At 44.1% G+C, this 26,873-nt stretch carries 24 protein-coding genes and 1 riboswitch; of the genes, 10 read left to right on the forward strand and 14 right to left on the reverse strand.

The genetic code is table 11. The features are described from left to right. Position 1: 1 nt before the first annotated feature. The 3 genes from AB4249_RS18345 to AB4249_RS18355 all read right to left on the reverse strand — a co-directional run bounded on the left by AB4249_RS18345 (position 2) and on the right by AB4249_RS18355 (position 5,283). A complete protein-coding gene (locus AB4249_RS18345; RefSeq protein ID WP_372104287.1) occupies positions 2-985 on the reverse strand; it encodes an AAA family ATPase in 984 nt (327 codons plus the stop codon). A gap of 149 nt (positions 986-1,134) precedes the next feature. Continuing rightward, positions 1,135-3,543, reverse strand: a complete 2,409-nt coding sequence (locus tag AB4249_RS18350; protein WP_372104290.1) for a tetratricopeptide repeat protein — start codon at positions 3,541-3,543, stop codon at positions 1,135-1,137. A gap of 192 nt (positions 3,544-3,735) precedes the next feature. Further along, positions 3,736-5,283, reverse strand: a complete 1,548-nt coding sequence (locus AB4249_RS18355; RefSeq protein ID WP_372104293.1) for an arylsulfatase — start codon at positions 5,281-5,283, stop codon at positions 3,736-3,738. Positions 5,284-5,629: 346 nt separating this feature from the next. On the opposite strand from AB4249_RS18355, the gene AB4249_RS18360 reads away from it, so the two are divergent. After that, positions 5,630-7,192: an arylsulfatase gene (locus AB4249_RS18360; protein WP_017064704.1), complete on the forward strand. Its 1,563-nt coding sequence runs from the start codon at positions 5,630-5,632 to the stop codon at positions 7,190-7,192. Between the two features lie 293 nt (positions 7,193-7,485). Then, positions 7,486-8,151: a DUF2057 family protein gene (locus AB4249_RS18365; RefSeq protein WP_372100647.1), complete on the forward strand. Its 666-nt coding sequence runs from the start codon at positions 7,486-7,488 to the stop codon at positions 8,149-8,151. Positions 8,152-8,330: 179 nt separating this feature from the next. Here the strand turns inward: AB4249_RS18365 and AB4249_RS18370 are convergent, their stop codons facing one another. The 3 genes from AB4249_RS18370 to AB4249_RS18380 form a co-directional block, all read right to left on the reverse strand. Further along, entirely contained in the window at positions 8,331-9,353 is a 1,023-nt protein-coding gene (locus AB4249_RS18370) for an adenosine deaminase (protein ID WP_136979512.1), read from the reverse strand. A 90-nt stretch (positions 9,354-9,443) separates the two neighbouring features. Next, a riboswitch (purine riboswitch) is annotated at positions 9,444-9,543 on the reverse strand. Between the two features lie 75 nt (positions 9,544-9,618). After that, entirely contained in the window at positions 9,619-10,113 is a 495-nt protein-coding gene (locus AB4249_RS18375; RefSeq protein ID WP_372100646.1) for a GNAT family N-acetyltransferase, read from the reverse strand. Between the two features lie 166 nt (positions 10,114-10,279). Then, entirely contained in the window at positions 10,280-11,263 is a 984-nt protein-coding gene (locus AB4249_RS18380; RefSeq protein ID WP_372104296.1) for a DUF2860 family protein, read from the reverse strand. A gap of 238 nt (positions 11,264-11,501) precedes the next feature. On the opposite strand from AB4249_RS18380, the gene AB4249_RS18385 reads away from it, so the two are divergent. Continuing rightward, a complete protein-coding gene (locus tag AB4249_RS18385; protein ID WP_017060018.1) occupies positions 11,502-11,999 on the forward strand; it encodes a fasciclin domain-containing protein in 498 nt (165 codons plus the stop codon). Positions 12,000-12,126: 127 nt separating this feature from the next. Here the strand turns inward: AB4249_RS18385 and AB4249_RS18390 are convergent, their stop codons facing one another. The 6 genes from AB4249_RS18390 to AB4249_RS18415 form a co-directional block, all read right to left on the reverse strand. Continuing rightward, positions 12,127-12,423, reverse strand: a complete 297-nt coding sequence (locus tag AB4249_RS18390; RefSeq protein ID WP_017060019.1) for a hypothetical protein — start codon at positions 12,421-12,423, stop codon at positions 12,127-12,129. 131 nt (positions 12,424-12,554) lie between these two features. Further along, positions 12,555-12,812 (reverse strand): hypothetical protein, encoded by a 258-nt coding sequence (locus AB4249_RS18395; protein WP_017060020.1) that lies wholly within the window; start codon positions 12,810-12,812, stop codon positions 12,555-12,557. 165 nt (positions 12,813-12,977) lie between these two features. Next, complete coding sequence (locus AB4249_RS18400) at positions 12,978-13,460, reverse strand: GNAT family N-acetyltransferase (protein WP_372104300.1); 483 nt, start codon at positions 13,458-13,460, stop codon at positions 12,978-12,980. A gap of 98 nt (positions 13,461-13,558) precedes the next feature. Next, the gene (locus tag AB4249_RS18405; RefSeq protein WP_372104303.1) at positions 13,559-13,873 is read right to left on the reverse strand and encodes a cupin domain-containing protein; all 315 of its coding nucleotides are present in this window, start codon (positions 13,871-13,873) and stop codon (positions 13,559-13,561) included. A 60-nt stretch (positions 13,874-13,933) separates the two neighbouring features. Continuing rightward, a complete protein-coding gene (locus tag AB4249_RS18410) occupies positions 13,934-14,437 on the reverse strand; it encodes a YgjV family protein (RefSeq protein ID WP_017060023.1) in 504 nt (167 codons plus the stop codon). Between the two features lie 123 nt (positions 14,438-14,560). After that, positions 14,561-15,361 carry a PhzF family phenazine biosynthesis protein gene (locus tag AB4249_RS18415; protein WP_065584627.1) on the reverse strand — a complete coding sequence of 267 codons (801 nt, stop codon included), beginning with the start codon at positions 15,359-15,361 and terminating at the stop codon, positions 14,561-14,563. Between the two features lie 563 nt (positions 15,362-15,924). Here AB4249_RS18415 and AB4249_RS18420 point away from each other — a divergent pair. Together AB4249_RS18420 and AB4249_RS18425 are read left to right on the forward strand one after the other, a co-directional pair. After that, on the forward strand, positions 15,925-16,956 hold the full coding sequence (locus AB4249_RS18420; protein WP_372058252.1) for a PotD/PotF family extracellular solute-binding protein: 1,032 nt from the start codon (positions 15,925-15,927) through the stop codon (positions 16,954-16,956). A gap of 3 nt (positions 16,957-16,959) precedes the next feature. Then, the gene (locus AB4249_RS18425) at positions 16,960-19,392 is read left to right on the forward strand and encodes a putative bifunctional diguanylate cyclase/phosphodiesterase (protein WP_372104306.1); all 2,433 of its coding nucleotides are present in this window, start codon (positions 16,960-16,962) and stop codon (positions 19,390-19,392) included. Between the two features lie 224 nt (positions 19,393-19,616). Here the strand turns inward: AB4249_RS18425 and AB4249_RS18430 are convergent, their stop codons facing one another. Both AB4249_RS18430 and AB4249_RS18435 read right to left on the reverse strand, forming a co-directional pair. Continuing rightward, positions 19,617-20,642 carry a GGDEF domain-containing protein gene (locus AB4249_RS18430; RefSeq protein WP_372104308.1) on the reverse strand — a complete coding sequence of 342 codons (1,026 nt, stop codon included), beginning with the start codon at positions 20,640-20,642 and terminating at the stop codon, positions 19,617-19,619. A 9-nt stretch (positions 20,643-20,651) separates the two neighbouring features. After that, complete coding sequence (locus AB4249_RS18435) at positions 20,652-21,107, reverse strand: hypothetical protein (RefSeq protein ID WP_372058255.1); 456 nt, start codon at positions 21,105-21,107, stop codon at positions 20,652-20,654. 461 nt (positions 21,108-21,568) lie between these two features. Here AB4249_RS18435 and AB4249_RS18440 point away from each other — a divergent pair, with 461 nt between their 5' ends. The 5 genes from AB4249_RS18440 (at position 21,569) to AB4249_RS18460 (ending at position 26,668) form a co-directional block, all read left to right on the forward strand. Then, complete coding sequence (locus AB4249_RS18440) at positions 21,569-21,943, forward strand: cytochrome c (RefSeq protein WP_029235248.1); 375 nt, start codon at positions 21,569-21,571, stop codon at positions 21,941-21,943. 37 nt (positions 21,944-21,980) lie between these two features. Beyond that, positions 21,981-23,405, forward strand: coding sequence for a cytochrome-c oxidase, cbb3-type subunit I (gene ccoN / locus AB4249_RS18445; protein WP_017069846.1), 1,425 nt, complete (start codon positions 21,981-21,983; stop codon positions 23,403-23,405). Continuing rightward, complete coding sequence (locus AB4249_RS18450; RefSeq protein ID WP_372104311.1) at positions 23,406-24,020, forward strand: cbb3-type cytochrome c oxidase subunit II; 615 nt, start codon at positions 23,406-23,408, stop codon at positions 24,018-24,020. Continuing rightward, positions 24,017-26,173, forward strand: a complete 2,157-nt coding sequence (locus AB4249_RS18455; RefSeq protein ID WP_372104313.1) for a c-type cytochrome — start codon at positions 24,017-24,019, stop codon at positions 26,171-26,173. The genes AB4249_RS18450 and AB4249_RS18455 overlap by 4 nt, the downstream gene beginning before the upstream one ends. Positions 26,174-26,440: 267 nt before the next feature. Next, positions 26,441-26,668 (forward strand): PAS factor family protein, encoded by a 228-nt coding sequence (locus AB4249_RS18460; RefSeq protein ID WP_004730426.1) that lies wholly within the window; start codon positions 26,441-26,443, stop codon positions 26,666-26,668. Positions 26,669-26,873 lie beyond the last annotated feature (205 nt).

Here is a 26,873-nt window from a genome sequence, read left to right on the forward strand (position 1 = left end):
GTTATCCAATCTCAACATTATCGAGCAGTTCTTCAACCACTCTTTGATGGTCAACACCATCGGCCAATGCGTCGTAAGACAACGAGAATCGGTGACCTAATACGGTTGGTAACATGGCACGCACATCGTCCAACGTGACATGGTCACGTCCTTGCAACCATGCATAAGCGCGAGCACATTTATCCAACGCGATGGAAGCTCGCGGACTTGAACCAATCTCAATCCATTTAGACAAGTTTGATTCTGGGTAACGCTCTGGCTTACGAGTTGCCATCACCAAGGCCACAATGTATTTCTCAACTAAATCAGAAACGGCAATGTCTGGAAGTTGGCGCCGAGCTTCAAGTACCAACTCAGGTTCAATATGTTGTGGCGTGACTAATTCTGAACTGGTCTCGCTACCGAGTTCCTCACTGCGCACAAGTCGAATGATGTCGCGTTCAGCTTCATCTTCTGGATAGTCGACTGTCACTTTCATAATGAAACGGTCCATTTGTGCTTCAGGCAGTGGATACGTACCTTCTTGCTCAACTGGGTTTTGTGTGGCTAGCACCATGAACAAATCTGGCAGGATGTGAGTTTGACCACCCACCGTAATCGTCCCTTCCGCCATCGCTTCAAGCAGAGCAGCCTGTACTTTTGCAGGCGCACGGTTCACTTCATCGGCTAATACAATGCTGTTGAAAATAGGACCCGGTTGGAAATGCAACTGAGGCTTTCCATCAAGCTCTTGATACACCTCCGTGCCCGTCACATCAGATGGCAGCAGGTCTGGCGTAAATTGAATTCGACCAAAACTGGTGTTCAGTAGATTCGCCAGCGATTTTACTGAGCGAGTTTTCGCTGTACCGGGAAGTCCCTCTAAAAGCACATGGCCATTAGTCAATAACCCTATCACCAGAGCCCGAACGACGTGGCTCTGACCGATAACACTTTTCTCTGTTTGTTCAATCAGTTGGTTAATTGCTTGTTGCGCATGGTTCATAGGTCTTCCCTTAATTCAATCTGGCTGCGTACATCCTACTCACAAGCCCCATAACTATTAGTTATAAACGTGATAATTGCTCATAAGCGCGATAATTAGTTACAAGCGGAATAAGCAGCAAGCTCGATAGCCAAGCTCACCTCATCGCTTTATTTAAACCTAGCTTTCAATTGGTTAATGGCTTCCGGCGGTGCCACTTTGCTCAATGATGAAATACATTGCTCAAACGCCTTTGGTACGCCCGGTATATGACTGTTTCGCGCCAACACTTCACACTGGGCATACAGGTGCTGTGGGTTGCGGCTAAATTGGTAAGCCTTATGCAGTGATTGACTTGCCGCAAGCACATCCGATTTTTCCAAAACCAATCCGTACACATACCAATATTGAGGGTCGGTTTGCGCAGTTTCAGCGGCTTGTTTAAGGTAGTCCGTTGCTTGTTCGTAATCTTTCACACGAAGCAGAGACAATCCTGTGCTGTATGGCAAAACACTCGATTTAGGCTGAGCTTCAATACCTTGCTTCAAGGTCGACAACGCTTTTGCCTCGTTACCTTGCGCTCGATACAAATCCGCTAAATTGGCGTAGCTGTTTTCGAAATAAGGCTCAATCTCGATAGCGCCTAGATAAAACTCAATCGCTTTGTCGTGCTGGCCTAAATCTCGGTAAACGTTGCCTAGGTTAGTACGTCCAAATCCTCTGTCGGCATTAAATTGCTGTATTTCAATGTACTCTTCTAATGCAGGCTTGATTTGGTCTTTCTGCAGAGGGTTCATTTCTCCCCAATAACGCACTAATGCGCCTGCGGTTTCTGAACGAATCGACAATACAGGGTCTTTCAGTAGCGGCTCTAGAATTTGCCAACGGTCAGTGAATGGGAAACCAGACGAGCCTTGTACCACACCCAAACGGATCATTTCATCATCATGTTTCACCGCTCTTGCCAGCGAAATAAGCGTATTCTTACCCGTATTACCGCCCAAACGTTCTAAGCTCGATGCACGAATGATATTGCTTAAGCTAGAGTCCTGAGCCGAGTATGCCAACGCATCCTCTGCACCTCTGTGCCCTATCGAGTCAGCATAAAAGGCAACGGCAAAGTGCTGCTGATTACGATACTTAGAATCTGGGAACCACTCACCGATTTGCTTATCTGCCCACTGGTCGGTTTGATCTTCATGACAGCTAGTACACACGTTCGGCGTCTTGATGTGTTGGCTAATATCAGGACGTGGGATATGCCAACTGTGGTCACGCCTTGGGTCGACCTCCATGTAAGTCGTCTCTGGCATGTGACAAGTCGTACATTGTGAAGCTTCAGTATTCGCTTCGTGGAATGTGTGCTTCTCAGGCGTGTATTCTGATGCAATGTGACATTGGCTACACACGGCTTCTTCCGCAATTTTTAGTTCAGCAGTATGGGGATCGTGGCAGTTAGTACATGTGACGCCTTTTTCCGCCATAACGGATTGAAGGAAAGATCCGTAAACATAATCTTCATCGTAGATTTGACCATCGTTGTGGTAAAGCTCAGGAGTAATTAAGCTCAGGCGATACTTATCAAAGAATGACCCGTTCACGTGGTCGCTTGTTTCATTCAACTGAGTACGTCGGCTGTGGCATTGAGCACAGGTTTGAACTTGATTGGTATGGATGATGTCTTTTGGTTGCAGGGTTGAGTTGCCCTCTTGGTAGATCCACTCTTTCACCGATTTCGACAAGTCACGGTCAAAACCATAATGCGCCGAGACTTGAGCATCCTTTCCACCATTGGCTTTGGCTAGCTTGGCTTGTTCAACGTGCTCACTCGCTGGGCCATGACACGCTTCACAACCAACATTAATCTCAGACCAAGTAGTGTTGTAGGTATTACTCGCGCTGTCGTAGTTTTTTTCTAGATTCGTTGAATGGCAATCGGCACACATGAAGTTCCAGTTTTGACCGCTATTGATCCAGTAGAATTCATCGGTGTTGGTGGTATCAGGATAGAGGTGAAACCAGCGTTGACCGCCTTCGCCCTCAGTGCGAGAATCCCAAGCGAAAGGAATCAACTGTACACGGCCGTCTTCAAATTCAACCATGTATTGTTGTAGTGGTTCAAAGGCAAAGGTATAGCTGATTTTGTAATCTTTAAAGTGGCCGTCTTGCCCTTCAATATTGACCCAGAACTCTTCGCCCTTGCGGAAAAATCGGTTAGGTTTACCGTCATGAGTGAATGTTTGATCGTTGAAATCGCCTAATACAGATTCGTCTGTAGCGTGCTTCATCGCCATATCATGATGAGAGCCCTCCCACGCTGCGACTTCTTCACTATGACAATCAACACATGCTTCCGAACCGACATAGCTGGCTTTAGAACCGATAGGTAAAGCGTCAGAGCTAACGGGTGACGCTACAGAGTTGGCCTTTGAAATATCAGAGTTGATATTAGGATCTTGCTCGTTGGCATAGGCGTTCAGACTGAACAGCGACAACATCAGTGGAGACAAGATTGCGGATAATACTGCGGCTTGCTGGTGTTTCAATCCGTTTACCAGTAAGCACAACCATGCAGACATAACATTCCTTGTTTTTATACATCCTTATGCTTAATAAGGTAGACGTAAAAACAACGAATTTACAATTATTTAGTGGCAATGAGCTCGATAGTTGTGACTCATATTCACGACCGGGATTTACTCATCGGTATGCGCATAAAAAAAGAGCTCCTAAGAGCTCTTCAATCTGTTCAGTTTCACTCAAACAATTACTTATTTGTTATGAGATTCCTGAAGTTTTTCCATTACCTGATCCAAGCTAAAGCTCGCGGCTTTTTGGCGTGGCGGATATTCAGCAAAGGTTTCTAGGAACTTGCCCACATACGCTTGTGCTGGAACGAACATATAAGCATGGTCTAACAACCAGTCGTAATATGTGTTCGATGTAATGTCTGCGTTTTCGTATGGGTCCATACGCAGGTTAAACAGCTTAGGAAGACGTAACGTCACGAACGGTTCAGCCCAAATTTGCATGGTACCCGTTGCACGCTGCTCCATGAACACCGCTTTCCATTGGTTGTAACGAAGCGCCGCTAAATCACCATCATCGGTAAAGTAGAAGATCTCCGAACGACGGCCTTTCTCTTCTTCACCCGTTAGGTAAGGAAGGAAGTTGTAACCATCTAAGTGAACCTTAAACGTTTTATCACCGGCAGTATGACCTTTGAGTAGTTTCTCTTTGATTTGGTCATCACCAGCGGCGGCAACGAAGGTTGGCATCCAGTCCATATGGTGCATGATTTCGTTAGATACGGTTCCTGGTTCAATCTTACCAGGCCAACGAACCATTGCTGGTACACGGTATGCGCCTTCCCAGTTAGTATTTTTCTCACCACGGAACGGCGTTGTACCCGCATCAGGCCAAGAGTTCATGTGAGGGCCGTTATCCGTTGAGTAGAAAACAATCGTGTTGTCTTTGATACCCAACTCATCCACTTGCTTCAATAGTTGCCCAACGTGTCGATCGTGCTCAACCATACCATCAGCGTAGTTACCGACACCGGTTACGCCTTTACTGTCGGCTTTCACGTGCGTTCTAAAGTGCATACGTGTCGCGTTCCACCACAGGAAGAATGGTTTGTCCGCTTTCACTGCGCGCTCCATAAAATCAAGTGCCGCGTCTAGTGTTTCTTCATCAACCGTTTCCATACGCTTACGCGTCAGTGGACCGGTATCTTCAATCTTGCCATCAGCGAATGACTTAATGACACCACGAGGGCCAAATTTCTTACGAAACTCAGGATCGGTTGGGTAATCTTCATTCTCTGGTTCTTCTTCAGCATTTAGGTGGTAAAGGTTGCCAAAAAATTCGTCAAACCCGTGTGCTGTTGGAAGGAATTCATCTTTATCGCCAAGGTGGTTTTTACCAAATTGACCTGTCATGTAACCCATAGGTTTCAGCATTTCTGCGATTGTCGCGTCTTCTGCTTGTAAGCCAATGTCTGCGCCCGGCAAACCTACTTTACTCAAACCCGTTCGTAATACACTTTGTCCCGTGATAAAGGTAGAGCGACCCGCAGTACAAGATTGCTCTGCGTAATAGTCCGTAAACATCATCCCTTCTTTCGCGATGCTATCAATATTCGGGGTTTTGTAACCCATGAGACCGAAGGTGTATGCACTCACATTGGATTGACCAATATCGTCCCCCCAAATAACCAATATATTTGGCTTTTCAGCCGCAAAAGTGGCGCTGGACGCGGCCATCATCGCTGTACCCAAAATCGCTAATCGACGTTTAGCGCCATATTTCGCTGTCATAGAAACCTCTTCGTAAGTTATTTGCATCCTGCCCTACAACGTATAGTCCATTTTTTACACATGCGCGAGATACCCTAAGCTATTAATCTTTTTGTCATTTTTATTGAGATACGGATACAGAAATCATCGATAAGGTTTACGCCAACAAACATGATAAGGATCACACATACAAACTAAGGCTTTATTCTACGTACCCACTGGAGCTGATATTAATCAATAGGTTACCTAAGCATCATAACGATTGGTTATAAGCACTATAAAAGGACGTAACGGAATTTTGAGAATAACATTTGCTCATCGATGCGTTGTTCTAACGCATTAATCTTAAAAGTGAATCGGAGTCCTTATGGGTACTAAAATTAATAAACTAGCATTAGGTGTTGGCTTATTAGCAGCTTCTTCAGCGGCAACAGCAGCAGAAAAACCAAACATTCTTGCTATCTGGGGTGATGACATTGGTGTATTCAACATCAGTGCATACAACAACGGTATGATGGGTTACGAAACACCTAACATCGACCGTATTGCTAACGAAGGCGCACTATTTACTGACCACTACGGTCAACAATCGTGTACTGCTGGTCGTGCTGCATTCCTAACAGGTCAAGAACCTTTCCGTACTGGCCTATTGACTATCGGCATGCCAGGTTCGGACCACGGTATCCCTGATTGGGCTCCAACGATCGCAGACCTTCTTAAAGAACAAGGCTACATGACAGCTCAGTTCGGTAAGAACCACATGGGTGACCAAGACAAACACCTTCCAACGAACCACGGTTTTGACCAGTTCTTCGGTAACCTGTACCACCTAAACGCCGAAGAAGAGCCTGAAACATATTACTACCCTAAAGACCCAGAGTTCCGTAAGAACTACGGCCCTCGTGGTGTAATCAAGTCTACTGCTGACGGTAAGATTGAAGATACTGGCCCAATGACGCGTAAGCGTATGGAGCATGCGGATGAAGAGTTCCTAGAAGAATCTCTAGCATTCATGGAAAAAGCGGTAAAAGCTGACAAACCATTCTTCATCTGGCACAACACCACTCGTATGCACGTGTGGACTCGCCTACAAGAGAAATACCAAGGTAAGTCAGGTATCAGTATTTATGCTGATGGTATGTTAGAGCATGATGACCATGTTGGTGTGCTTCTAGACAAGCTGGATGAACTAAAAATCGCTGACAACACTATCGTAATTTACTCTACCGATAACGGTGCTGAAACGGTTTCTTGGCCTGATGGCGGCGCAACTTACTTCCACGGTGAGAAAGGTACAACTTACGAAGGTGGTATGCGTGTGCCTCAGCTAGTTCGCTGGCCTGGGACTATCAAACCTGGAACTAAAATCAACGATATCATGGGCCACCAAGACTGGATTCCTACTCTACTAGCAGCCGCTGGTGATGATAAAGTGGTTGAGAAGCTAGCATCTGACAAAGGTGCAACTTACAACGGTAAAAACTGGCGCGTACACCTAGATGGTTACAACTTCCTGCCTTACTTCCAAGGTAAAGAAGAGAAAGGCCCTCGTGACAGCATGCTTTACTTCTCTGCTAACGCTGAGCTAAACGCAGTACGTTGGAATGACTTCAAGATTTCGTTTGCTGTGATGGATGGTAACATTGTGGATGCAGTTCGTTTCCAACCAAACTGGCCTCAAGTTGTTCACCTACGTGCTGACCCATTCGAGAAAGCACCGCACGAGTCTGGTATGTACCTACGCTGGATGGCAGACAACATGTGGTTATTCGTTCCAGTAGGAAATCAGGTTCAAGAGTTTATGACGACGCTACCAGATTACCCTATGCAGAATAGCCAAGTACTGAACCCTGGTAACTTCAACCAGAATGCATACATGCTTCAAGGTAAACTTAAGCAATTAGAAGCGGCAGCAGCGCAAGCTAAATAAGCTACTCTAGATTAAAAATGTAATAACGAAGCCGTGGTGACTGAATGCAGTGACCGCGGCTTTTTAGTATCCAATACAAATAACATAAGACGCGAACCGCCAACTAGTACAATTCACACCCAACCTACCCTCTCATTTTTCAAAAATAAAAACTCACACTAGTCAATGTGAACCTTAATATATGACCGTTGCGTTAAGATTTCGCAAATTTTTTCAAATCCTTATGACATGACTTGAATTGGAGTTCTTACCATGCGATTGTAGTTCAACTGCCCATAAACAACTGTATGACTATGAAAACATTACAATCCATTGCGCTGCTTTCGACAATTATCGCAGCACCACAAGTGTTAGCTGACGTAACAATTGAAGTTCCTTCTAGCGCAGATGCTTTAGTCGAAGTCTTAGCTGTAAATGAAGCTAAACCCGATCTTGACGGTGGTTTCTTCTCTTCGAGCAAAACGATCACCGTTCCAGATGGCGTAAACCAAATCGTTTTCAAATATCAAGTTGCTTTCAGCCAAGGCAACGACCGTGAGTTTGTCGACAGCGATACCATTATTGCTACTTTTGATGCGACAGACACAGCATTGACGTTTGACATGCCTAAGTTCCGTAACACCAACGAAGCGAAAAAAGGCCTTCAAAACTTAGATTGGAAACTGGTTGATGAAAACCAAAATGCAATCAGTGTTAAGCAAGACAAACTTATCAAAGATGGCATGCAGATTGGTCGTAAGTACCCGCAAGAAGCGAAGGAGTACAACCAGAAAGGCGGCATCGCTGCACTTACAGTAGGTTCTAGCGCGGGCGTAGCAGCTGCTGTCGCACAACCGGTAACGCTTCCAACAAAGATTGACGGAAATGCAGCAAATACAGCTGAAGAGATGCTCTATTTCTGGTACGAAAAAGCGGATGCTGAAACCAAGCAGAAATTCAAAGACTACGTGAACAAGTAGCTCAATGAGCTTAATTTAAAAATGAAAGAAGCTGGCAAACTGCCAGCTTCTTTTTTGTCTTCATCTAGATGATTTAGGCTTATAGAGATTAAGCAGACTCAGTCGAGAACACTTTACCATCCACTTTAGTTGGCCATCCTAGCGCTTTATACTCAGCTGCTAGTAAATGGGCACAGCGGCTAGAAATTCTGGTCAAAATCAGCTTTAGCTAAGTAACCTTGAACAAGCTCTCGATATTGCTGCTTCAATGGCGCTTCAATAAAGCTCGCGTCTATCGCATTCAAACTAAACAGCGCTAACTCCTGATGCGTCATCTCATGAGCTTTGCTCACCGCATTAAAGTTATCCGACATGTAACCACCAAAATAAGCAGGGTCATCCGAGTTAATCGTTACAGCCACACCCTTTCTGAGCAGTTCGACAATGTTGTGGTCTTCCATCACATCGAATACACGCAATTTAATATTCGACAGTGGGCACACCGTCAGTGGCATTTTGGTTTCAATCAGCTCTTCGATTAGAGCTTCGTCTGTCATGCACTGGACACCATGATCCACTCGACTCACGCTGAGCATTTCAATCGCATCGACAATGTTTTGAGCCGGCCCTTCTTCTCCTGCATGCGCCACCGTCAAGAAGCCCGCTTGTTTTGCTTGTTGGAATACACGCTTGAACTTCTCTGGTGGGTGTCCTAATTCAGAAGAGTCCAGTCCAACCCCGACGATCTTATCTTGATGCTTCAATACCTCTGCGAACGTTTGAATGGCGCTCTCTTCAGATAAATGGCGCAGAAAACATGCGATGATTTGAGAGGTAATGCCCAACTCTTTATGACCCTGTTCAAGCGCACGATGAATGCCGTTAATAGCGGTGTCGAATGCAATGCCACGATCGGTATGTGTCTGAGGATCAAAGAAAATCTCAGTATGGATAACATTGTCGGCTTTACAGCGTTCTAGATAAGCCCATGTTAAGTCGTAGAAATCCTGTTCTGTGCGCAGTGCATCAGCACCTTGATAATAGATATCCAGAAATGACTGTAAATCATCAAATTCGTATGCGCGTCTTAGTTGCTCTGGGGATGAATAAGGCAGCTCAATGCCATTGCGTTGAGCAAGCTGGAAAAGTAACTCAGGTTCGAGCGAACCTTCAATGTGTAAATGCAACTCTACTTTTGGGAGCCCTTGAATAAATGCGTTCATATTTCACCTACTATGGATTTTAGGTGTGCACTTACTCTGAATAATAGACAGGAGGTTTTCTTGAACGCCATTACAAAGAGTAAGAACACAATTGTGATCTAAACCCTTCGTAATCAGCACTTTGCGGGAGCTGGTAGAGACCCCCAAACCATATCATTGGGGTTATACGAAGCAAACGGTTGCTACTATACAGAGTTTAATGGGAATTTCACTAATCAATTGCTCATTAACCGATTTCTAAAGCAGGAACCTGTTTGGTTCGATCTCAACGGTAATCTGGTCGTATTCTCGACATCAGCAACATATCGATGTACTTACCCGCTTTGAACGTACTGAGTCTTTTTGTGCCTTCTAACTGAAAGCCTACACGTTCATACAAAGCAATAGCGGCGTGGTTATCGGCATGAACCTCTAACTCAAGACGCACGAGATTAAGCCAGTTATCCGCCTGATTGATCGCTTCTTGCATTAACGCCTTACCGACCCCTTTACCATGCATATCTGGGTGAATAGCAATACCAAGACCAGCGCAGTGCCTGTCTCTTACCTTGGTGGTCATGAATAAAGTAATGTGACCCACTACTTTGCCGGAGACTTCCGCAACCAGAGTGAAATGGTCTGAATGGCCAAACAGTCGCTCCACTTGTTCAGAACTAAGATAAGGCTTTTGTGAGGTGTTTTCTGAAACTGAAGGGCGGCGATAAATATCAAAAATATCTTGGTTATCGGTGGGTTCAAGATGTCTAATTTGTATTTCCAAAGCGCTTCCTTATTATATTATTTTTGTCCATAAGCTAATTTTCATATTACGGATAGCAACGAGCACCTACAACCTTTGAAGGTGTAAGTGCTCGAAATAATTACACAAATAGAAAGGCTGCTCTTAAGCTTCTGCTTTGATTAGTTTTGTTGACGTAGTGTGAATATTAGAATTTGTAGTCAACACCAACACTAGCTAATGCTTGTTCAGAGCTGTAAAAGTCAATCTTAGAGTCAATCGACCTTACACCGAGTAATGAAATAAACGACCAATCTTCATAACCCATTAAGCCACCGAACTCATAAGCTAAAAATGCACCGTATTCATTTTCTTCACGTACTTGCCCGTAAATTGGATTCGACTCATCATATTCACGGTCACTTGCATCTAGGGTAACAACAAAACCGTGGCGACCGACTCTCTTCGCGTAGTTTAATTCAATTCCATAACTATCGAAGCTGAGTGCTCCTCCTTCTGCGTCTGAGTGGAAATACACCATTGAAGGAACAAATAGACCTGCTTGGTTTGGCAAGATAAAGCGGTACCCTGCTTTGGCGTACACATAGGTTCTTTCCCTATCCAGCAGCACAGTATCTTCCGGAGATAAGACTTGGCTACCAGATAGCTCTTCATCAACATCAGATTGCCCAAATGCGAGATCCGTTCGAAAACCAGTTCCACCGATATTAGTGAGCTGCAGTCGTCCTACATTACCTTTCACATCCGTTTCATTTCGATTAACGCCAACAGCATACGGATCCGTCCAAGCCTTGCCCGAGATAAGCGTAGGAAGAACAGAAAAATCCAATATTGTGCCTCCAGATAGCTGATGTCGATAACCGATCTCAAACGCAATGGTACCTGTTGCAATATCCTCTCGTGTCGTACCCGCATACACTTGGTGAGTCAGCGATTCGCCAAAAGTATATTGAACAGTACCCAAAAAGCCGAGTAGCCCTTGGTTTTCACTCTCCCCTTCCTGGGTGTTGGTGGCTTGATTCGAATCTTGTTCAGTACTCAAATTACTACTGTCAGAGTAGAAACCGGCCAATACACTGAAGTTACCGCTGAAGCCTTCACTTGGAGCAAGGCCACTGTATGCAGGCATTGAAGCCAATGCAGAAAAGACTACTGGTAAAACAAACCTCATATTCACATCCATTACTTGAATAATCACCAAATAACTATAAGCATCAAATAACTATAAGCATCAAATAACTATAAGCATCAAAATGGAATTATAACAAGCATTTGACAACATAAATTTATTCGCTTGACGCTGTCGATATCGCTAACCATTCACTCAAAGACACAACAAATTGATCTATCACGATTGGGCTTTCGTAATACCTCTCGAAAATAACGGACAAAACTCAAAGGAAGACAATATGTTTAATAAATTAATCAAAACCATGTCAGTGCTAGTTGCGACGCTTCTTTTTACGGCTTTTGCTCACGCTGATCACCACGGAATGAAGAAAGATATCGTTGACGTGGCGGCTGAAAACGGCTCTTTCAACACCTTGGTAGCAGCGGTAAAAGCGGCAGGCTTAGTTGAAACATTGAAAGGTGACGGTCCCTTCACAGTGTTTGCGCCAACGGATGAAGCGTTCGCTGCGCTACCAGAAGGAACGGTTGATATGCTGTTGAAGCCAGAAAACAAAGACAAGCTGATCGCAGTACTGACCTATCATGTGGTGCCAGGGAAAATAATGGCGTCTGAAGTGATGAAACTTGATAGTGCCGTAACAGTGCAAGGCGAAGCGGTAATGGTAGGAATTGATCACGGCAACGTGATGATCAACAAAGCGCAGGTCGTGATGGCAGATGTTGAAGCAAGCAATGGTGTTATCCATGTGATTGATGCTGTATTACTGCCCAAATAATAAAGATGAACACAAATCAAAGCTTCTTAGAGGGTGTGACAGGTTCACACCCTTTTGACGTTTAAATACCAAGTTAAGATCGGTATCAAACTAGCCAAGCCTGCCTTGATATAAGCAAGAACCCGGATTACATAAACAAGCGCCCGAATATCAGAAAGGCCGCCATCGATACCACCTTCGTGAAGACCACCACCCAGATGCAGTCACCAATACTAGAGTGCGTCGCTTTCCCGAGTAAGAACACAAACAGAATCAACCCTAACACCCAGCCTACTGTTGGAATCAATGACACTAGAGCAACGATAACAGCAATAGTAAGAAGGGATTTAAAATCTGCGACCACGAAAGACATTTTAGAGGCGATGTACATACAACATGCGGTGATTAATGCGTCCATCACAAACACTAAAGCTTCAATTCCCACGTTACTTCCTTCACTCAAATTAGTTGCAGTGAATATTATCGCTAAAGTGATGATTTTTCTTGAATAAGAGAACAAAAAGCAGGTGAAAACTGTGTCAAAAATGAGATTACCGTTCGTCTGAAGGCATAGGTTTATTTGTTCGAGTCTTCTAAGCCTTTGACCAGTGCTCGCGACCGAGTCTGATTTGCTTTTTGATAGGCATCAAAGCCATCTTCGCGTTTACCTCCGAACAAACAAAGAAACGAGTTGATGACAAATGAAAAGAATGAGATGACGACAACAAAGAGAGGAAATAGCCCCGACACCCCAGCATCTAAGGCAAGAACGCCAACAGCGAAGGACAACATCGACACCAATGTATATAGTTTAGATCTACTCACATGACTCATGAACAACACTCCTTGTATTCATTCAATGTTTAGATTAGACAAATTATCTTGCACACAATTTGAACTCATCGACAATATCAATAGATCAGGAAAAGTTATCCTTAAAAAGGTTCATTAATATTTCAAACTCGGTTTCTGTATCCCTACGAACACTAGCCCGCCTATTCAACTGACTTTTCTATCTTCAACTACCTTTTCCATCACGTAATTGGTCAGCTTTACGCCACGCATTTCGACTTCCTGTTCATTTACTACCTTAAAGCCAAGGTGCTCATAAAAAGGCCTTGCGGTAATACTTACTTCAGAGAAATATCTCGATACGCCACGAACTCGACCCACAGTGAAAACATGTTCCATCAACGCTTTCCCTACCCCCTTCCCTTGATATTCGTGGTGACAGAAAAAGTGATCAATCAAGCCACTTGGTTGCAGGTCAGTATAGCCAACTACGCAACCATCGAGTTCAGCCACAAAGGGTTGTAACCCATTCATACGCTTTTGCCATAACGCAAAGTCAAAGCTACTGGGTGCCCAAGCTTCGACTTGCTGTTGAGAATAATCTCGAACATTCACGTTACGTACCGTATGAAAGAAGATCTCCCACAGTGCTTTGTCATCATTCGCTTGATAGTTTCGAATTCTAATCACAACATACTCCTTTTTGTCTTAAGTCCTTTCTGAGGTGAAAATAAACAGCTGAATCAGCAAGCTTTATAACCTAACAGCCTCAGCTTTAGAGCAAGATATCAACGATAAAACACAGCGAGCCAGATCGTCACCGCATCTTTATCCGTCCTCAGCACCTTGTGTTTTTCACCTGCGGAAATATTGAGATAATCCCCTTTAGACAAGGTAACAATGCGACCATCTTCAAACTCAATCACCCCTTGCCCATCGATCACCATTACCCATTCATTCTCATCTTGATCATACCAACCCTCGTCTGGTGAACTGTGACCATATGAGAGTATTCTCTCGATTCGAATGTTGTCGTTGGCAATCAGGTCATTGAATATTTCATTGGGTATTGATGGAGGAACATCATTGTAAATGTTTGGCATCAAGCTCTCCTAGCTAGCATTGAATTGATTAACAACTTGGGCCTTAGCTGTACTGTAAACCTAAGCAGCGGCACTCTTTTTGAAGTAAAAACGGTAATAGCCCACCAAGTTACTGCAGATAAACAGCGCCTCCATAACAACCGCTGTTGGCGAACCAACTAAATAATTGTGAACCAACCAAAAGCTGGTTCCGATGATCATCAATTCTCTTAATCGACGGTCATCTTTATTGAAGGCTGCAAAGGTCTGAAATACGGAGGCAAAGCAACTCAATATGCTGGTCAGCCCTGAGTAAGTCACTGCGGTTGCGACCACCGACATCGAAGAAAACAAATATTTAAACTTAGACGAGGTAGAAAATACGCTCGTCAAATAGCGAATCGTGGCAATCGTCATTAAGCTCGCCGCTGTCCATTGTTCAAGAAGGATAAAGTGACTCGAAATAAGAACGCCAGCAAAGAACAGACAAGTGACGATTTTCTTCCTTTCCTTGAATTGGAATGACAGAAGATCAAAACAAATGGCTATCGCGACTAATACTTGGGAAAGATAAAAGGCAGACACGGTGATTCCTTCAATAATAACATTCCGCCCTAGCCGCTTCTTTCACGGTGAATAATCGAATAAAACATACTAGGCGGTTACAACAAAACAGAGCAAACAGCGCTCTAAAGCTTCTATAAAAATCTAAAGCTTCAACACACCACTAATCACAGTGGTCGCAGAGCCGATTAACTTTATTCGCCCATTAGCCAATAATTCAGTCGACATATAGCCACCACGACGAGACGCCTGATAAGCACTGAAACTGCTTTTGTTGAGCTTTTCTGCCCAGTGTTGCGTCAATGCGCAATGTGCCGAGCCAGTCACAGGATCTTCATTAACCCCAACCCAAGGTGCAAAGTAGCGAGAAACAAAATCAAGTTCCGTATTTGCTGCCAATGCTGTCACCACTACACCTCGCCCTTGAATACCTTTTAACGCATCAAAGTTTGGTGAAAGCTCCAATAACACTTGTTCGTTGGAAACTTCGATTAACTGCTTAGAGTCAAATTCTCTGAATGAAACTACTTGATGCGGATCTAAACCTAGGTGTTCAAGCAGCGTGAGGTTGGGTTCAGAACGCAATGATAGCTGTGTACTAGGAAAATCAAGCTCGATAGACGATTCACAAACGGCGGCAGATAATTCCCCAGATAAGGTGTTAAACACGACCTTATCACCTGTCTCAAGCAGTCCTTGTTCTTTCATCACATGAACCGTTGCCAGTGTGCCATGTCCACACAGCTTCACTTCGACTTCGGGAGTGAACCATTTAAGCGTCATAGTGTTAAGCGCGAGAAAAGCCGTTTCAGATACCGCCATCTCTTCAGCGATTGAAAACATTAACGACTCATCCAACGGCTCTTTGGAGATACAGACCCCGGCAGGGTTCCCTTTAAACGCTTGAGTTGTAAACGAATCTACTTGATATATCTCTAAATCCACAATGGCTCCTAAATGCACAACATTTCCCAAACCAGCAATCATGGCTCGTTGGGACATAACCTAGATATTGCTGCCCACAATAAGCACAATCACCTTGTGCTACAAGTCTTTAGCAACAACTTTATCGATACTTATTGAGAAACGAAACAAATGATAAACAAACGTTATAGAAGTGTTTTTAGGGATAAAAGAACATTGAACATAAGAGTAAATCGCGATGGCAAAACAAAGGAATAACGACGATTAATACGAGCGAAAACCCGAAAAAGGTAATCACCGCATCATTATTTAATGCTTAATAACTTGTAAGAATGGATATTATGATGAATATTAATTTAAATAATCCATTCACGGACAATAAACTGGAATACGTACTTGTGTTGAATACGATACGACGGAGTCATCCTTGCCTCACACGATAAAGGTTCGGTATCAAGTAGGAGTAGCAAGTTGCTATTTGCATGAAATGCATGAAGTTGAAGTTAAATTAAGTGCCTAAATTTGAATCATGTCGCAAATTTTGGGCTACGATTTAGTTATCACGTACGAAAGGGAATCCGTCAGTGAAAGCGTTTTGCGTATCAATACTTGCGTCAACATCCTTTTTGGCTAGCCCTGTATTTGGCCAGCAGCATGATATTTATCTCTACAATTGGGATGAATTTTTATCTGACAGCGTCGTTACCCAGTTGAGTGATACCTACGGCATCTCACTAAAGCAGCAATATTTTTCTGACGAGTCCATTCGTGATGAAGTGCTATTGAGTGAACGACGAGGTGCGTTTGAATTGGTTGTCATTGAAAGTATTAAACTGAAAGCGCTGGCTAAACAGAACTTATTCCACAACCTGAGCGACTTGCAGCAATCCCTTTCAAGCAACTTTGACTCAAGATGGGTGGATGGGTGTGGCGAATATGGAATCCCCTACGCTTGGGGGACATCCGGCATCTTATACCGAAGCGGAAAAGTTGAGACTCCCAAGTCTTGGGGCGCTCTTCTAGACCCTGAAACCAAAACCAGCGGCCGAATCAGCATGTATTATGAGCCTACGGATTTGGTGAGTGCTGCGCTTCTGATGAATCAATTTGAGCCGTTTACCAACAACGAACAAGAACTTCGAGTCGCTTACAAAACGCTACAAGCACAGAAGCCTCACCTTGAAAGTAATGAATACGTTGTCGATTATATTCGTCATCCCGAACACTTAGCCAACATCGACCTCGCCTACGGATACTCAGGTGACAGCTATGTGCTTAATGATACCGAACCTGAGGCATCTTGGGCCTACACAGTGCCTCTAGAAGGAACAACCTTATGGTTAGAGTGTATGGCTGCAATTAACAACGGAGAGCGATCTCCACAGGCAACCACGATTCTCTCCTTCTTATCGCAACCCGAAATCGCCGCTCAAAACGCAATGGATTCATGGTTTGCAACGCCAAGTTCAAAAGCAAAAGCACTCACTTCTCAGGAGTATCAAAACGATCCCGAGCTTTTCCCGAATAAAGAAGTATTAGATCGCAGCTACCTTTATCAGCCGTTAGAACCGAGTAGCATTCAAATTCGCAATCGTATTGTCGACAGTTTGAGATAACTCATGCCAGTATTGAAGAAGCTCTATTTTGTACTTTTACCAACGCTGACATTTGTGCTCCTGATAGCAGGAATCGTGATGTACAACTTCGCATCAAATCATGCTAAGCACATGTATTTGGACAAGGTGCAATCTGATGTGAACACCGCTTTAGTCGCGGCGGAATACGAGCAGCTCGGCTTGTCCTTACTAGTTAAAGATATCGGTTCTTCGTTGCAGTTCCTCCGCTACATTCAAAATCCTGGCGACTACACGACTCTATCGCTATTGGAAAAACGAGTACTCCGAGTATTAAGCCAGAATCACGTCAATCAATTTGGGCAACGCAATGTTTATATCGTGGACCCTAAGTTCAAATTAACGCTTTCGACTCTCAGAGCCGATCCTTTCGAGGGGCTAAAAATCCCTGACAAGATTTATGAAAGAGTCTTCGACATATACACCTCGTTAATCAGCAAGAAGGAACTCTCCTACGAAGGCTTCTCTTATGTCTCGATTAGTGGCGAGCTCAGATATTCGTATGTTGCGGCAATTGACCCTTACCTCCTTCCTCAAGATAAACGTACAAGTAGCAGTTTAAATCGCTACATTTTGATTGCTGACGGACCTCTGATACAACTCTCTAGCTTATTAATCAAATACAATGACGATGACAATATTCAGTTCTTAATCGAGCCATCCTCAGACGCTGCCAACATTGAAAATACCCAATTCGTTATCAAATCAATTGAGCAAACCCAAGATAAAATCAATGTGCAGATGACCAGCCGACATCTCATCGCGCAAGTAAATATTCGAGAACAAAAGTTCAACCATGAGAAAGCCATCATCGCTAAACAAACCTTGTTAGGTGGCTTTGGTACTCTCTTTACGATCATGTTGATCGTACATTTAGTGGTACGTTACCAACTCGTGCGACCGCTTAAAGACTTACTGCAAGAGATATCGATCGGCGGGCTCAAACTTAGATACTTCAAACGCTCATCAGGGCAAAGTGAAATTGATGGTTTAAAGAACGCGTACATAGACTCATTAACAGAGTTGAAGTTCGAAGCCGAATTCGACCAACTCACCAAGCTAGCTAACCGACGCTCTTTCATCAGACACCTTGATGTACGACTAAAAAGCTCGATGAGCCCACACTGCTATGTGGTTTGTTGGGACATCATCGATTTTCGTAAAATCAACGATCTCTACGGGGCAAAAGTTGGTGATAATGTACTGATAAGCTTAGCTAAAGCACTGAAAGAGACACTACAAAACCAACAAGCCTCTTTGGGCTTTAGTTGCAGTGATTACTCTTTAGCCAGACTGGGAGGGAATCAGTTTATCGCGATCTTGGAGATGGGTAAGAACCAAGTGATAAACGAAGAAATTGAGAACATCAACAATACGCTGACCGGCACCACCTTCCTTGACTACTATGGGTTTCGATTATCACTCGCAACAGGTGTTTTACCGCTCGACACGCCAAAGTTCGATGAGATTTGGCACCGATGCATCGATGAAATGTTAGCTAATGCGAAGTCTCATAGTGATGGCGAAAGTCGTATTGTTTATGGCGAAGAGTTGTTACATACCTTGGAACGCCATGACGTTGTAGAGAAAAGACTCTTAGAGTGCTGCGAAAGTGACAACTTTGAACTTCGCTTTATGCCTATTTTTAACGCCAAGACACTTCAGATAGATGGCGCGGAGTGCCTGATTCGTTGCCCAGCCTTATTCGATATCGATGCGGGACCAGAAGAATTTATCCCAGTTGCAGAAAAGAGTAACCTTATTGCCAGGCTCGACATGTGGGTCATTGGCACCGCGATCAAAAGCTATAAAGAGCTTTCAGAACTTCATAAATACAAGGGCACTCTGTCAATTAATATCTCGGCGATGGAGCTCTACAACCGTAATTTTGCCGACAACATCCGTAAAGTACTCGAACGTTATCAAGTGCCACCTGGCAACATTATTATAGAGATTACCGAGACCAGTTACGTGAAAAGTACCAAGCTTACGGTGCAGACTATCGAGAGCCTCAGAAGCTTAGGTTTAAAGGTCTCCCTTGACGATTTTGGTACGGGCTACACAGCGTTTAACCAACTTCTCCACTACCCTGTGGATGAGCTCAAAATTGATAAGAGCTTTATCGATAACATGGTAGACGACAAGGCCGCCCGCAAGATGGTCGAATCTATGGTTAACTTAGGCCACTCTTGTGACACGCTAGTCGTCGGAGAAGGTGTTGAGTCGATAGAACAGTATCATTACCTCAGAAAAGCCAACTGTAACCTAATACAAGGCTACTTCTTCAGTCAGCCACTCACTTATCTGGAATTCATCGAGTTTGTTCGAAACCATAACCCGCAAGCAATTTTAAACCCGCAGTCTGTTAGCAGTTCGAGATCTAACGAGCGAATCGTTGCACTCACTCAAAAGCAGTAACCTTAAACCTAAACCTCAAAGCCTCTCTTCCTATTCAAGCGCGGAAAGCCACTATAGCTATAACTAGTAGTACAACTATCTTCATCAGAGCAGGAGCTCTCTATTGGCTGCACATTGAATGAGGAGGCAAATAAAGAATGGCAAAAGCCATGATAGTGAAGCGGGAGAATGGTGAGCGTACAGTCAACAAAACCTAATGATCTAACTTATCGCTGATGCGGGGATTAACTCTGCATTGTCGTTAGTAGCTCCATCATATCTTTAGAGCTGATGTTCTTCTTATGCCTGACTACAGCGTCAATCATCAATTCTAAATTCCCCGCCGAGATATAATCCTTGAGCACGTCATTAAATTTTTCTTGTATTTCATCACTCGTGTACAAGTGCTCAGGAATAAAAAATAAAAATTGGCTGCCACTACTACGAAACGAGATAGTACTTTCTGGAACCTTTGCCGTCAGAGACTTAGCCGCTGAACTCACCACCAAGTCTCCATATTCAAGCCCATACTTTTGGTTAATCTCATTGAGGTTTCTGATTCGTACAAAGTAAAGGTCGAAATTACCGTTTGTTGGATAGCTGTTCTTAACAAACTGCATGAGCGAGACTCGATTGCGAAAGCCTGTAATAAAGTCCGTAGAATGAAGTTTTCGTTTGATGGAAAAATCGATATAGAAAATGATGCCCGTCATCAACAAAATCAAGACAAGAAAGGCGCTGCTGATTTGGTGAACAACAACAAACTTGCCTACCATGGACGTATTTTCTTCAATAACTGGGCTTTGTAATCGAAACTTTTCGTTAATGAATTCGACTAAGGTGGTGTAGCAAATATCGACTTTCTTCTGCAGCGATTCTTGGGGTAGCTGACCTTGGCTGACCAATTTGATTGACGATTCTAGCGACTTAAATTTTTCAAACTCTGCGGTAAAGTAAGGCTTAAAGTTTGCTGAGCGAATAAAATTAGACGATTCAGTGCTGTTGAACAGAATATCAAAACGACTCCAAGTAATGTCATATGCCAACCAAAGTTCATCATAATCAATCGTCTTTGCATGGCTAACCATCAAGAAGTTTGCATACTCTTTGACAAGTTGAAAAACAAACCATGTTGCCTCATTTTGGCGATTAGAAAAGCTCTTGTTGATGTCATTAATTCGAGTAACGCTGTAGATATTGACGGATAAAACAACCACGGCCAAAGACAAAACAACGACTTTGATTGCGGCCATAGACAACAGCTTCTTCATAATTAGCCTCTACAGGTGAATATCACGAATCTGCCAAATCATCTTGGCATGGAAATCAGGGGTATTAGTCTCAGGATTCGCAGAGAGTGGGTAAATCAACCAAAACGGGCCTTTCTCTCTCACAGACATAAACTCCCCATTCTTTTTAATCGCAATGATGGGTTCATAGGTATCAAAATCTTCTTTGGGCACCGCAATTTTATAGTCATTCAATGCTACGAAAGTGACTTGTGATGATATCGGTAGATCCATATTTTCAAGCACCGTTTGTAACGTCACACCACTATAAACGGTCAGACCCTCGACCCAAGGCAAGGTGGTAGTAATTTCTGTCTGAGGAAGTGACAGGAGTTGCTCTCTACTAAAACCATGCTTTTGCCCAGAGTGGTCGAAAACCGTTAACTCTGAGGCTGCAAAAATCGAAAACGAGCAAAGCCAAAGCATCAACAAGAATACAGTTCTCATTCTAAACTCCATTTAAAAGGTCACTAAATTGAGTCTAGTATAAATTGACCATTTAACTTGTACCGATACCACTCAGATTGATTGGTATCACTTTATTCCGAATGCTCCTACACCTCGCTGTTTTTCAATAACTTCGCCGTTTCTCTGTCTCTTCCATCACCGCTCTCGTTCAGCGCTCCCTACCCGCTTGACGTATTTCTTCTTGACTGGTTAGTAAGAAAAACTCGTATTTTACTCTGCGTAAGTAAACCAATCAGCCTTATGAATACGTATCAAACAACAAAATTAACAATAAATATGAGTAAGTAAGTAGCGAGAATGCTGGTTGCTGCATAACCTTTAATCGAACGTAAGCAACTTTAAGAGACCTAATAACGAGTTCCAGTCGTTTCTTCTCCACCAATTGATCTCGTGTATTGACCTTAGAAAGCTTACTCATTTCATAATCAAGGGAATCGAGAATGAGTTTGAATATAAAAAAATTTAACCCCATGGCGACACTTTCTACCCTAGTAATGACGCTGGTCATGTTTCCTGTTTCTGCTGAAGTTAATCAAGAACAATTCGAATTAGGTAAACAAAAAGCCAAAGTGTGTATGACCTGTCATGGCGCTGATGGCATCTCAACACAAGATCCCTACCCGAACCTTCGCGGTCAAAAAGTGGGTTATCTCATCTCTTCATTGAAAGATTATCAGACTCGAGAAAGAACCAGTGGTTTAGCGATTCTCATGCAGCAACAAGCCGACACGCTCTCAGACCAAGACATCCGTGACATTTCCTATTTCTATTCTGTGCTCGGCAACGAAGCAGGCTCGCTCAGCGATTCAAATTAAGTCAGCGATTCAAAACCTCTAGGCAAGGAGCCTTGTTATGGAACAAGTGACAACGCAATACAGCATTAAGGTCGTGAAGTACTTCATCATTGCATCCTTAGTGTGGGCGATTGTAGGTATGATCATCGGCGTGATTCTCGCCGCGCAATTATATTGGCCAGTCTTAAACTTTGATTCTCAGTATTTCCAATTTGGTCGACTGCGTCCGCTACATACCTCTGGAGTAATTTACGGCTTCGTCGTGAATATCTTGATGGGGACGTCTTTATACATTGCCCAGCGAACAGGCCATTGTGACTTGTTCAACAAAAGCCTTTCATGGATGGTATTTTGGGGCTGGCAATTCATCCTGTTACTTGCGGTCATTTCCTTACCCGCAGGCCACACTACCTCAAAAGAGTATGCGGAGCTTGAATGGCCAATCGACTTGATGATTGTGTTGGTTTGGGTGCTGTACGCGGTGTTGTTCTTTGGCACCCTTGCTAAACGAAAGGTCAGCCATATCTTTGTGGCTAACTGGTTCTTTGCTGCATTCATTATCGTCGTTGCAATGATTTTCATCGTGAACAACCTCGCGATGCCTGTGTTGGCGATGAAGTCCTACTCTGTGTTTGCAGGCGCTCAAGATGCGATTGTTCAATGGTGGTGGGGACATAATGCCGTCGGTTTCTTGCTGACCGCTGGTGTGATTGGTATGAACTACTATTTCATACCCAAAGCGGCGGATCGACCTATCTACTCGTACCGTTTGTCTGTGATCCATTTCTGGGGCTTGGTCGGCTTTTACACGTGGGCCGGAACGCACCATTTGGTTTATTCTTCTGTTCCCATCTGGATTCAGAACATCGGCATCGTTATGTCTTTGATCCTGTGGCTCCCTTCTTGGGCAGGCGCGTTCAATAGCGCAATGACCCTCCTACAAAATAAAGAAAAGCTGAAGTCCGACTACATTCTTTTATTCTTTTTCTCAGCGATTCTTTACTACTGCTTGGCAACATTCGAAGGTCCGCTACTCGCTATTCGCTGGTTCAACATGGTGGCACACAACACCGAATGGATCATCGGGCACGTACATTCCGCGGCTCTCGGATGGGTTGGGATGTCAGGGATAGCGGTTTTTTACTACTTCATTCCACGCTTATGGGGCCAAACCGATCTATGGTCACGACGACTGATTAAATGGCACTTTTGGCTTGCTCATGCTGGCGTCGCCATCTATGCAATAGCACTTTGGATCGCAGGCATCGGCGAGGGATATATGTGGCTCGCTCAAAATGAAAATGGCGAACTGATTTACAGTTTTGTAGAAGCTATGGACTTTAAAGCACCTTGGCTATTCATGCGTTTCTTTGGTGGCGCGCTGTTTGTACTTGGATTGTTCTTAATGGCTTTCAACTTGTACAAAACGGTTCGTATGCCCGTAACAAATGATGCTAAACACACTGTTAATGAAGGAGCTTAAATGATGAGTAAAGACTTTACACATTCAATCGTCATTTTAATTTTGACCACTGTTGTCGTGGCCTCCTTCTCTTTATTGGTCTGGGTAGTGCCAAGCATTGTCCGTGGCGATGATATTGCCAAAGGCAGCTTAGCGATGCCTCTCACACCGATTGAGTTAGCAGGCCGAGACATATACATCAGTGAAGGCTGCCATGTTTGTCACACACAAATGGTTCGCGCTCTAGAGCCAGAAGTGAAGCGTAATGGTCGCCCGAACCAAGAAGCAGACGATATCTATGAGTTTCCTAACTTGTGGGGCTCTAAACGTACTGGTCCTGACCTCACTAACTTAGGTAGAAAGTATTCTGACCAATGGCATGCTATTCACTTAATTGACCCTCGAAAAGTCGTACCGACCTCGATCATGCCCTCTTACCCGTGGCTATTTGAGCAGACTCTAACTGGCGATGATATTAGCGCCAAAATGGAAGTGTTACGTACCTTAGGTGTGCCTTATACCGATCAAGAAATTGGTGATGCCCGTTTGCAAGTAAGAGGCAAAACCAAAGGTGAAGCTCTGATTCGCTATTTACAAAGCCTGGGTAAAGATACGTCACAGGAGGTATCACAATGAGCACATTCTGGAATCTATGGGCGGTACTCTTAACCTTAATATTCTTTGTTCTGATGGTGTCTGTTGTCGTTAAATACTGGCGTAGCAATCACAAGGCCGATCACGACCACACCATTGGCACCTTTGATGGTATTGAAGAGAAAGATGCACCTCCACCTAAGCTGTTATTTATCAGTTATGCAGTGGCATTTCTTTTGTCTGCGGGTTATTTGGTGCTCTACCCCGGGCTTGGAGAATGGGAAGGCTTAGTCGATTGGGAACAAAGCGACGATAAGCTCAGTTCACCATCCACCACTCTCAATGAGCAATTTGCACAAACCAGCGAAACCACGTTAGAGGGATTAGCTGCTGTCCCAGAGATCGTGAACAGCGGTAGGATTCTATTCCAAACTCACTGTGCCGCTTGTCACCGAGATAATGCACAAGGTCAGAAACACTTCCCTAATCTTATCGACCAAGAATGGTTATACGGCGGCAGTGATGAAGCTGTGATCCATTCGATTGCCAAAGGGCGAAATGGAGCGATGCCGGGTTGGAGTGAAATCATGCGCCCAGACGAGGTGGCAAAAGTCTCCTACTATCTAGCCTCCCTCAACCAACGTCATACCGATGTGCCGAAGATTAAAGTCGAGCTCGGTAAAACCTTGTTCGTCCAATACTGTTCGTCTTGTCATGCCGATGGTGCTGTCGCTAACCCAGCGATTGGCGTACCTGATCTTTCCGATGATATCTGGCTTCACGGAGGGAGTATTGAAGAGATTCAGCACACCATCAATTACGGTTTGAACAACCTAATGCCTGCGTTTGATGAGCAGCTCAGTGAGAACGAGATACTCGCGCTTGGGGCTTATATCCGACACGCTGGTGACGTAGAGCAACAACGGCTCGCGAGTTTGAAAGCATCATCTGTTGAGCGCGGAGAATATCTCGCTTATGCCGGTGACTGTGTGGCTTGTCATAGTGCAGAAGGTGGCGAACCCTTTGCTGGCGGCCTACCCTTTGTCACCCCCTTCGGCACCGTGTATTCAACCAACATAACGCCACACACTACCGAAGGTATTGGGACTTATGACTTCGATGATTTCCGAGCGGCGTTAGTCGCAGGTAAAGGCAAGAATGGTTACCTGTACCCTGCAATGCCTTACACCTCCTATCAATACCTCACCGACCAAGACATGGTGGATTTATGGGAATACATGCAGTCAATCACCGCCGTGCCGCGACGCAATGATGACAACAGCATGATGTTTCCATCCAATATTCGCTTAGGTTTGCTTGGCTGGAACATCGTATTCATGGATACCGACCCTATTGATTATGAAGTGCCAGAGGAACTCAAAGGAGAAATTGAGAATGTCGATAAGTGGCAACAAGGCAAATATTGGGTCGCAGGACTTGGTCACTGTTCGGAGTGCCATACACCTCGAAATATTGCCCAAGCACTGATACCAGAACGTATTTTCCAAGGTAACTTGATCGACGGTTGGAACGCGCCTGATATTACAGCCAATGAGCTCTATATCGATGGTTGGGATGAAGCAACACTCACAGACTTTTTACACACAGGACATTCAGACAAAGGCACCGCTTTTGCGGGTATGGCTGATGTAGTGAAAAACAGCCTAAGATTGATGACGCGTGAAGATATTGAGTCGATGTCCTATTACCTACTCAGTGGGGACATCAACAACACCATTGCCAGTGATGCCGTTCAGTTACAGCCTAAAGGGTTTGATGAAGCTGCGTATGCCAGTGAAATCTACACCACGTATCGTCAAACCTGTGGGGCCTGTCATGGTGACGATGGTAAAGGTCGCGATCCAATCGCCCCTACTCTGTTGAACAACGGTATTATCATGCACAGCGACCCATTCAATACCATTGCGGTAACGGTGCGCGGCTTGCAACCCACCTATCTCGACAAAGACAGAAATTTCATGCCAATGGCAAGTTTTGAGGATGTACTGTCGGATCAACGCTTAGCTGAGTTAATCACGTTTGTGCGTTTAAACCTTGGCGACAGAAATGAACCGGTCACGGCTGAGCATGTTCGAGAGGTAAGAGAAACACTTGAAGCAGCAGGCTATGCAGGTGGATTACACACCACACCTGAAATGTACGAAAATCGAGATAAGAACATTAACATACGATAGGCGCTGTAGCTGTGCGTAGCCGATTGGCCCAACAAGCAGCGAACAGCACGTAACTTTTATGTTTGCCTAACAAGCCAAAAGGAGACCACTGTGTCTCCTTTTCTTTTGCCCAAACCCAAGTTTTCGATACTTTGCCGTACAACACAATTGTAACTAACTGATTACACAATTAAGCAGAGCTGCACATAATGCGATCAATCTCGCAGAACAAAGATGACACCAAGTGCATAATATGCAAAATTTTCTAAAGATGTACTAAGGACAGTTATGGATACAACTACACTCATCTACGATACGTTGGAAGGCCTGTCGAGCGCAAAGCCTCAGCAACACGCTCAAATCCGCCAAAATCTATATAACCAATTAGATTTATCATTTGAGAAGCAGTTGGCTTTGTATTCATCAGTTCTTGGTCCAGCAAGTGCTGGTAGATTGACCGATTTGGATAGTGCAGTGATGTCTGCACGCAAGATTGTTGGCTTAGAAAACAGCTAAGCAATCTTCAACCTATCTCAACTTTAACGCTGCCATTGTGCAGCGTTTTTTTATGGACGCTATTTACGATAAGTAAGGTTGGTTACGATAAATGCTGTTAGTTGCGATAAATACGGTTAGTTGCGATAAACGCGGTTAAGAAGATAAGTGCAGTTGGGTCTGTTTTTCAAGTTACACGCATTCTCATTTGGTTAATCTTATGTTC

Origin of the sequence: Vibrio sp. 10N.261.55.F4 (assembly GCF_041470465.1) — a bacterium.
In the GTDB taxonomy this organism is placed as follows: domain Bacteria; phylum Pseudomonadota; class Gammaproteobacteria; order Enterobacterales; family Vibrionaceae; genus Vibrio; species Vibrio crassostreae_C.